Genomic DNA, 7,663 nt, shown 5'->3' on the forward strand with positions numbered 1-7,663 from the left:
GGGCTTCCAGTACGGCTTCACCTTCGATGACGTGCAGAATGATGACGATCTGGTGCTGGAGCGCGATGGCGTGCGGGTGCTGATAGATTCCGTCTCTGTCGAATATCTCGCCGGATCGCAGATCGACTATGTGGACGATCTGATCGGCTCCTCCTTCAAGATCAACAATCCCAATGCCACCGCTTCCTGCGGCTGTGGTACTTCTTTCGCGCTCTGAAACCCGAACTGATTATGTGCCATTATGGCACAATTGTAATTTTACCTTAGGGAGAAACCCGCTTAGTCTGCGGACCCATCCCCCCGATTCTTCTCACCGGGAGTGCAGCGTAACTCGATGGGTATTACTGAGCGGACTGAAAACAGCCGGAAACTCGAGCTTTATTGGAAATCTATAAGAAAGCCCGGGGAGAAAATTCCCCCGCGAAGCGCCTTTCGTGTAACGCAGGAGCTTGCACCCCTTCTACCCAACCTCGTCATCGTCGAAGTGCTGGACAATGACCTTGTTTTCCGGCTGGTGGGCACGGCGCTGACGAGGCATCAGGGCATCGACATTACCGGGAAGAGCTATGGCGACTTCTCGAAGCCCGATCAGGTCGCCCGCGCCGTAGCCCGCGCGATGGCGGCACATAAGGTCGGTTGCGGCCTCCTCACCATCCATGAAGAAGAATATGGCCACGGCCTTTCTTCCACTGTGGAAGTTGCGGCCTTTCCTCTCCGGGGAGATGCAAACGGGGAGGTGATGATGGTGCTCTCGGCCACACCGATCGACCGGGGCCTCGCGCCGAAAAGCGATACTGCCCTCTTCCTTCGCCCGCTCACTCACATCGAATATATCGATCTCGGGTTCGGCGTTCCTGATGATGCGGAAGTGCTGAAGAATTCTTCGGCACAGGAAGCCCAGAAGAGCTGAAGACAAGAAATGAAAATTGCGAGCTTCAACATCAACTCGGTCAAGGCGCGCCTGGGCAATCTGACGGAATGGCTGAAGGAAGCCAGTCCGGACATCGTCTGTTTGCAGGAACTGAAATGCGTGGATGAAGCCTTCCCGCGCAGCGAGATCGAGGATCTTGGCTACAATGTCGCGACGCATGGGCAGAAAACCTATAACGGCGTGGCCATCCTGTCGAAATTGCCGCTGGAAGACATAACGCGCGGATTACCCGGCAAGGACGATGATGAACAGGCCCGCTACATCGAAGCCGTTGTGTCAGTGAACCAGAAGGCGCTTCGCATCGCCTCCATCTATCTGCCGAACGGCAATCCGGTTAACACGGAAAAATTTGAATACAAGCTGCACTGGATGGACCGCCTGATCGACCATGCGGCGATGCTTCTTTCCTATGAGGAGCCGCTGGCGCTTCTGGGTGACTACAACGTCATTCCGACGGCGGATGATGTCCATGATCCCGTCGCCTGGGCCGATGACGCGCTCTTCCGTCCCGAAACGCGGGCGAAGTTCCGCGAATTGTTGAGCCTCGGGCTGACAGACGCCTTCCGCGCCTGCCATACGGAAGCGCATCGCTACACCTTCTGGGATTATCAGGGTGGCGCATGGGCGAAGGATAATGGCATCCGCATCGACCATATTCTTCTGTCGCCACAGGCAGCCGACAGGCTCATCGCCTGCGACATTGACCGCAATGTGCGCGGCCGCGAGAAGCCCTCGGACCATGTACCGATCTGGGCGGAACTCGATTTCAGCGCATAGCTAGCTGCCGAAGGCTTTTCCCAGCGGTGTCACCCGCAAACCGGGGCGAAGCCGCGTGAATGGGAGCTTTGTCAGATCGGCGATGTTCGGGCCGGGGCTTTCCACCACCAGCACCTCGCTCGCCATCGGCCCGAAATCGGCGCGGAAATGAACCGAGCTTTTGACGGCAAGGATCGCAAGATCGCGCGGATCAAGCCCCGTATGGCAGATCATTTCCTTATCCGCGCATTGCCCCTTTCGCGATGCCACCACCACCTGCACGCCGCCCTTGCGAAGGCGGACCGTTGTGCCGAGTGACATGCGCGACCCTCCATAGAAAGGCCCGGTCGCAAGAAACTCGCCATCCGTCACCCGCATGACTTCGAACACGCCTTCAACCGGGCGCTCTTCCGGCGCGCCACCCGTCTTCGCGCCAAGCGCAAGATGAACCTGCGCGCCCTCGCCCGCCTCCGCCGCGCGCGCGGCACATTCAGGATCAAACAAAACGGCAATCGCCGCATTCTGTGCATCCTGGGCAATCAATTCAGCAAGAATACCGATCGTGTCGCCATTACCGCCAGCACCGGGATTGTCCTGCGTATCGGCAAGGACAATCGGCCCCTTGCCCGGAGCAGCATTGGCGATGGCATAGGCAACCGCATCACACGGCGACCAGAGCTTCTCGCTGAAAGCAGCTTCTGCCGCCCGCCCCGCCTGCGCAATCCGCTCGGCTGCTTCCTCTGCCGCAGCTTCGGTGTCGCCATAGGCGATGATGACAGGACCACATTCGGGAATATCCGTGGGCGGAAAACCTGTCGTGAAGGAAACGCTTGTGACGCGACCATTACCCATCAGCTTGCCTTCCGTTTCACCGACAAGCGCATAAAGCGACGATGCCGGTTCGATCAGCGTGCATTGCGCGGTAAGCGGGATGAGATAGTCGAGGCGGCGCATGGCCTTTGCCTGCCGCGTGCCTGATTTTAGCAAGGCAAAAAGATGCTCCGCCGCCCGTGCGCCCGTCTCCGTCATATCGACATGCGGATAGGTGCGATAGGCAATCAGCGCGTCCGCTTCCGCAACCATGCGCTCTGTCACATTCGCATGGAGATCAAGGCTCGCAACAAGCGGCACATCCGGCCCGATCACGGCGCGGACACGGTGAAGGATTTCCCCCTCGCCATCATCGAAATGCTCCGTGACCATGGCGCCATGAAGATCGAGATAGACGGCATCAACCGGGCCGGCCGCGCGCAAATCCTCAAGCATCATGCCCATGATGCGCTCAAAGGCATCTTCCGTGACATGGGCGGAGGGCGTGGCCGAACACCAGACAAGCGGGAGAAGCGTGTTACCTGCTGACGCCCTGTCGATGAATCCTGCAATCGGTACATTCATGCCCGTGAAGGCAGAAAGAAGTGGCTCCCCTCGCTGCAAGGCAGGCCATGAATCTGCCTGCTCAAAGGCCGCGTAGTCTGCCTTGCTAGGCGCAAAAGTGTTTGTCTCGTGCTGAAAACCGCCAACCGCAATGCGCATGGGTAAGAACCTCGAAGGTCACACTGACACCATCTTTATATTTGGTCGGCCGCGACGCAAACTGATCCTCAAATCAGAATGAACCCGACCGGGAGGACCGAATGATAAAGCTCACCTTTTGCCTGACGAGACTGCCCAGCCTGACACGAGAGCAGTTTCAGGATTACTGGTGGAACACGCATGCGCCGCTCGTCGCAAGCCACCGCAAGGCGCTGCGCATCGCGCGCTATGTGCAGCTTCATTCCTTCGATCCGTCCCTGTCAGACGGCATCCGCGAGGCAAGAGGCGGCGGACTGGACAATGCCCCGGCAATCTATGACGGCGTCGCCCAGCTCTGGTGGGAGAGCATGGAAGACCTCGCCGCCGCCACCACAAGCCCGGAGGGCATGGCCGCGGGCCGCGAGCTCTATGAAGACGAACGCAAATTCATCGACTTCACCCGCTCCCCTCTCTGGTTCGGGGAGGAAAAGGTGGTGTTTGGCTGACCCCTCAGCTTCCCCCATGCGCGGATATCCAGGCATCCGCCAGTTCGCGCGCCTTGTCTTTTTCGCTGCGCTTCATTCTGCCGTCATATTTTTCACGATAGGCGGATGCTTCGGCGCGCTCCGCATCCGTGCCGAAGCGGTCTGCCAGAAGGAAATAGCTCCAGCCCTCGGCCTGATCCTTCTCGACGCCCTCACCTTCCATGTGAATGCGGCCAAGCTCGGATAGTGCGGGCGCGTAGCGCTTCCTGGCAGAGAGATAGAGCCAGCGCAGGCTCTCTGTGCGGTTAACCGGCGTGCCCCAACCACGGCGATGCATGAGGCCGAGGTAATATTGTGCGTCCGCCCGCGGCGCGAGAGCCGCCGCCTCGAAAGCCGTCAGCGCCGCCTGATAATTGCGCTTGAGGCCGATGGACTCATTCCCCTCAAGATAAATCTTGCCAAGCCGCACCGCCGCTTCCGGCTGCCCGCCGCGCGTTGCCTGCAAATAATATTCATAGGCCTTGGCGTCAGACTGCGGAACGCCGCCCACGCCCTTGTCATACAGATTGCCGAGCAGCCAGGCAGCACCGATATGCCCCTGCTTTGCCGCCTCTTCCCACTCGACCACGGCACCCTGCGCATCGCCCCCGCCATAGGCGGCGACGCCCCTGTCGAAAGCGGCCTGCGCCTGCGGGCCTGGCTCCGCAAAGACCGCCCCGTTCATAGCAACAGTGAGACCAAGCGCGGCAGCAAGGGTCGTCAGGCTTTTCCGAACAGTCATGGGCACTCCCGTCAGAACAAAAAATTCGGGGCCATTCTGACAGAACGGCCCCGAAACGCATACTAGATCGCAAATTGTGGTGAAGCCGTGGCTTCAGATATCCGCATAGACGTGTTTTTCCGCCTTGCCGCCCGGATGGGTCACGGCACCTTTGCGGGCCGGACCGACCTGCTGCGCATATTTCCACAGCGCACCGGAGGCATAGATCGTCTCACGGGGCTTCCAGGTGGCCCGGCGCTTTTCGAGCACCGCGGCATCCACTTCGAGATCAATGGTGCCGTTTTCCGCATCAATCGAGATGATGTCACCATCCTCGACCAGGGCGATCGGACCACCTACCGCCGCTTCCGGCCCCACATGGCCGATGCAGAACCCGCGCGTCGCGCCCGAGAAACGTCCATCGGTGATGAGCGCCACCTTGTCGCCCATGCCCTGCCCGTAAAGGGCCGCCGTGGTGGAGAGCATTTCGCGCATGCCGGGCCCGCCCTTCGGGCCTTCATATCGGATGACGAGAACCTCGCCCTCCTTGTAATTGCCCTTCTCGACCGCCTCGAAGGCTTCTTCCTCGCTGTCGAAGCAGCGCGCCGGACCACGGAACTTCAGATGGTCCTTCTCCATGCCCGCTACCTTCACAATGGCGCCATCGGGCGCAAGCGTGCCCTGCAGACCGACAACGCCGCCTGTCGGCGTGATCGGATTGCTCACGGGGCGCACGATCTTCTGCTCCGTGTTGAACTTCACATCCTTCAGATTGTCGGCAATTGACTGGCCCGTAACCGTCAGGCAGTCGCCATGAATGAAGCCGCCATCAAGCAGCGTCTTCAGCACGAGCGACACACCGCCAACTTCGAAGAGATCCTTCGCGACATAGTTACCGCCGGGCTTGAGGTCGGCGATATAGGGTGTCTTCTTAAAGATTTCGGCGATCTCGAGCAGGTCGAAATCAATGCCCACTTCATGTGCAATGGCCGGCAGGTGAAGCGCACCATTGGTGGAGCCGCCCGTCGCCGCCACAACAACCGCCGCATTCTCCAGCGCCTTGCGGGTCACGATATCGCGCGGGCGGATATTGTTGGCGAGAAGCTGCATGACAGCGCGGCCAGAAGCCTCCGCATATTCGTCGCGGCTTTCATAAGGCGCAGGTGCACCGGCCGAACCCGGCAGCGCAAGACCGATTGCCTCGGAAACGCAAGCCATGGTGTTCGCCGTGTACTGGCCACCGCAGGCACCAGCGGAGGGACAGGCAACACATTCAAGCGCGTGCAGCTCTTCATCCGGCAGATTGCCCGCCGAATGTTGACCGACCGCCTCGAACACGTCCTGAACCGTCACGTCCTTGCCCTTGTAGCGACCGGGAAGGATCGATCCGCCATACATGAAGACCGACGGCACATTGAGGCGAACCATCGCCATCATCATGCCCGGAAGCGACTTGTCGCAACCCGCAAGGCCGACCAGCGCGTCATAGCAATGGCCGCGCATGGTGAGCTCAACCGAATCGGCAATGAGATCCCGGCTCGCAAGCGACGCCTTCATGCCCTGATGGCCCATCGCGATACCGTCCGTCACCGTGATGGTGCAGAACTCGCGCGGGGTGCCGCCTGTCTCATGGACACCCTTCTTCACCGATTGCGCTTGCCGCATCAGCGCGATGTTGCAGGGCGCAGCCTCGTTCCAGCAGGTCGCCACGCCTACGAAAGGCTGGTTGATCTGCTCTTCGGTGAGGCCCATCGCGTAATAATACGACCGATGGGGTGCGCGCTCCGGCCCGACCGAAACGTGGCGGCTCGGCAGTTTCGACTTGTCGAATGTCTTGGCGTCCATATGTCCGCGCTCCCGATAAAGGGAAACGCCTCCGGCTTTTCGTGATGAAAGTCGGGCGGATAGTAGGGGGAACCCCGCCCCGGATAAAGCCCCAGTTTGTCGCGGCACAATCGCAAGCCCGTTTTCGCTCTCGTCCCGCTTGTGCGTGTTGACCGAAGGGCAGCGACGGGAGAACATCACCCAAAACCGGAACCAGAATCCCAGAAATCCGGAACACAGGGAGAAAATCCATGAAAGCAGCCGTATTGCGCGAGGTGGGCAAGCCGCTTGCCATCGAGAATGTCCAGATCAACAAGCCCGGCCCGCATGAAGTGCTGATCCGCACGGCGGCTGCCGGTGTGTGCCATTCCGACCTTCATTTCGTGGAAGGCTCCTACCCCTATCCGCTCCCTGCCGTGCTCGGCCATGAAAGCGCGGGCATCGTGGAGCAGGTCGGCTCCGAAGTGCGCACGGTGAAACCGGGCGACCATGTCATCACCTGCCTGTCCGCCTTTTGCGGCCATTGCGAGCATTGCCTCACGGGCCATATGTCGCGCTGCGTGAGCCCGGAAACCAAGCGCGGCAACGATGAAGAGCCTCGTCTTGGCGCGGCCCCCGGCGCGATGAACCAGTTCCTCAACCTCTCCTCCTTCGCGGAGCAGATGCTGATCCACGAACATGCCTGCGTGGCAATCCGCAAGGACATGCCGCTCGACCGTGCCGCGCTGATCGGCTGCTCGGTAACAACGGGCGTGGGCGCCGTGATCCATACCTCAAACGTCCGCCCCGGCGAGACCGTGGCCGTGATTGGCTGCGGCGGTGTCGGCCTTGCCGCCATCAATGGTGCCGCCATCGCGGGCGCAGGCCGCATCATCGCCATCGACATGCAGGGCTCCAAGCTCAACCTCGCCAAGCAGTTCGGCGCAACGGATGTTGTGGATGCAAAGGCGGGCGACCCGGTGGCGCAGGTGATGGAACTCACCAATGGCCGCGGCGTACATCATTCCTTCGAAGCAATCGGCCTCAAGGTCACGACCGAACAGGCTTTCCGCATGCTCGGGCGCGGCGGCACAGCAAACGTGATCGGCATGATCCCCGTCGGCGTGAACATCGAACTTCACGGCGCGGACTTCCTCGGCGAAAAGCGCATTCAAGGCTCGATTATGGGTTCGAACCGCTTCCCGGTGGATATGCCCCGCTTCGTGGATTTCTACATGTCCGGCAAGCTGAAGCTCGACGAGATGATCTCGCGCCGCATCAAGCTTGAGCAGGTGAACGAAGCCTTCGACGAACTGAAGCGCGGCGAACTCGCCCGCTCGGTGATCGTGTTCGACGCCTGAGCCTTTCAGAACGGCACATGAAAAAGGCGGTCTTTCACGACCGCCTTTTTTGTTT

The 7,663-nt window shown here is 60.3% G+C and carries 8 protein-coding genes; 5 read left to right on the forward strand and 3 right to left on the reverse strand.

Features of this window, described 5'->3' with window-relative positions:
• The 3 genes from WBF74_RS01310 to xth all read left to right on the forward strand — a co-directional run.
• On the forward strand, positions 1 to 217 hold a 217-nt coding region (locus WBF74_RS01310), incomplete at its 5' end, for a HesB/IscA family protein (protein WP_424434057.1).
• Between the two features lie 117 nt (positions 218 to 334).
• Positions 335 to 910 (forward strand): PAS domain-containing protein, encoded by a 576-nt coding sequence (locus WBF74_RS01315; protein ID WP_424434059.1) that lies wholly within the window; start codon positions 335 to 337, stop codon positions 908 to 910.
• A 9-nt stretch (positions 911 to 919) separates the two neighbouring features.
• Positions 920 to 1,708, forward strand: a complete 789-nt coding sequence (xth, locus tag WBF74_RS01320) for an exodeoxyribonuclease III (RefSeq protein ID WP_424434061.1) — start codon at positions 920 to 922, stop codon at positions 1,706 to 1,708.
• Here xth and WBF74_RS01325 read toward each other — a convergent pair whose 3' ends face one another.
• Positions 1,709 to 3,220, reverse strand: a complete 1,512-nt coding sequence (locus tag WBF74_RS01325) for a M81 family metallopeptidase (protein WP_424434063.1) — start codon at positions 3,218 to 3,220, stop codon at positions 1,709 to 1,711.
• 101 nt (positions 3,221 to 3,321) lie between these two features.
• Between WBF74_RS01325 and WBF74_RS01330 the strand changes: the two genes are divergently transcribed.
• Positions 3,322 to 3,705, forward strand: coding sequence for an EthD domain-containing protein (locus WBF74_RS01330; protein WP_424434065.1), 384 nt, complete (start codon positions 3,322 to 3,324; stop codon positions 3,703 to 3,705).
• 4 nt (positions 3,706 to 3,709) lie between these two features.
• On the opposite strand, the gene WBF74_RS01335 is transcribed toward WBF74_RS01330, so the two are convergent.
• Positions 3,710 to 4,465 (reverse strand): tetratricopeptide repeat protein, encoded by a 756-nt coding sequence (locus tag WBF74_RS01335; protein WP_424434067.1) that lies wholly within the window; start codon positions 4,463 to 4,465, stop codon positions 3,710 to 3,712.
• Positions 4,466 to 4,558: 93 nt separating this feature from the next.
• A complete protein-coding gene (ilvD, locus tag WBF74_RS01340) occupies positions 4,559 to 6,289 on the reverse strand; it encodes a dihydroxy-acid dehydratase (RefSeq protein ID WP_424434069.1) in 1,731 nt (576 codons plus the stop codon).
• A 230-nt stretch (positions 6,290 to 6,519) separates the two neighbouring features.
• Here ilvD and WBF74_RS01345 point away from each other — a divergent pair, with 230 nt between their 5' ends.
• On the forward strand, positions 6,520 to 7,608 hold the full coding sequence (locus tag WBF74_RS01345) for a Zn-dependent alcohol dehydrogenase (RefSeq protein WP_424434071.1): 1,089 nt from the start codon (positions 6,520 to 6,522) through the stop codon (positions 7,606 to 7,608).
• Positions 7,609 to 7,663 lie beyond the last annotated feature (55 nt).

The sequence above is a fragment of the Parvibaculum sp. genome, from assembly GCF_049672805.1.
In the GTDB taxonomy this organism is placed as follows: Bacteria; Pseudomonadota; Alphaproteobacteria; order Parvibaculales; family Parvibaculaceae; genus Parvibaculum.

Bases quoted from the DNA above. Each gene is read 5' to 3' on its own strand.
- WBF74_RS01315 (WP_424434059.1), top strand. From the start codon at position 335: ATGGGTATTACTGAGCGGACTGAAAACAGCCGGAAACTCGAGCTTTAT.
- xth (WP_424434061.1), top strand. From the start codon at position 920: ATGAAAATTGCGAGCTTCAACATCAACTCGGTCAAGGCGCGCCTGGGC.
- WBF74_RS01325 (WP_424434063.1), bottom strand. From the start codon at position 3,220: ATGCGCATTGCGGTTGGCGGTTTTCAGCACGAGACAAACACTTTTGCG.
- WBF74_RS01330 (WP_424434065.1), top strand. From the start codon at position 3,322: ATGATAAAGCTCACCTTTTGCCTGACGAGACTGCCCAGCCTGACACGA.
- WBF74_RS01335 (WP_424434067.1), bottom strand. From the start codon at position 4,465: ATGACTGTTCGGAAAAGCCTGACGACCCTTGCTGCCGCGCTTGGTCTC.
- ilvD (WP_424434069.1), bottom strand. From the start codon at position 6,289: ATGGACGCCAAGACATTCGACAAGTCGAAACTGCCGAGCCGCCACGTT.
- WBF74_RS01345 (WP_424434071.1), top strand. From the start codon at position 6,520: ATGAAAGCAGCCGTATTGCGCGAGGTGGGCAAGCCGCTTGCCATCGAG.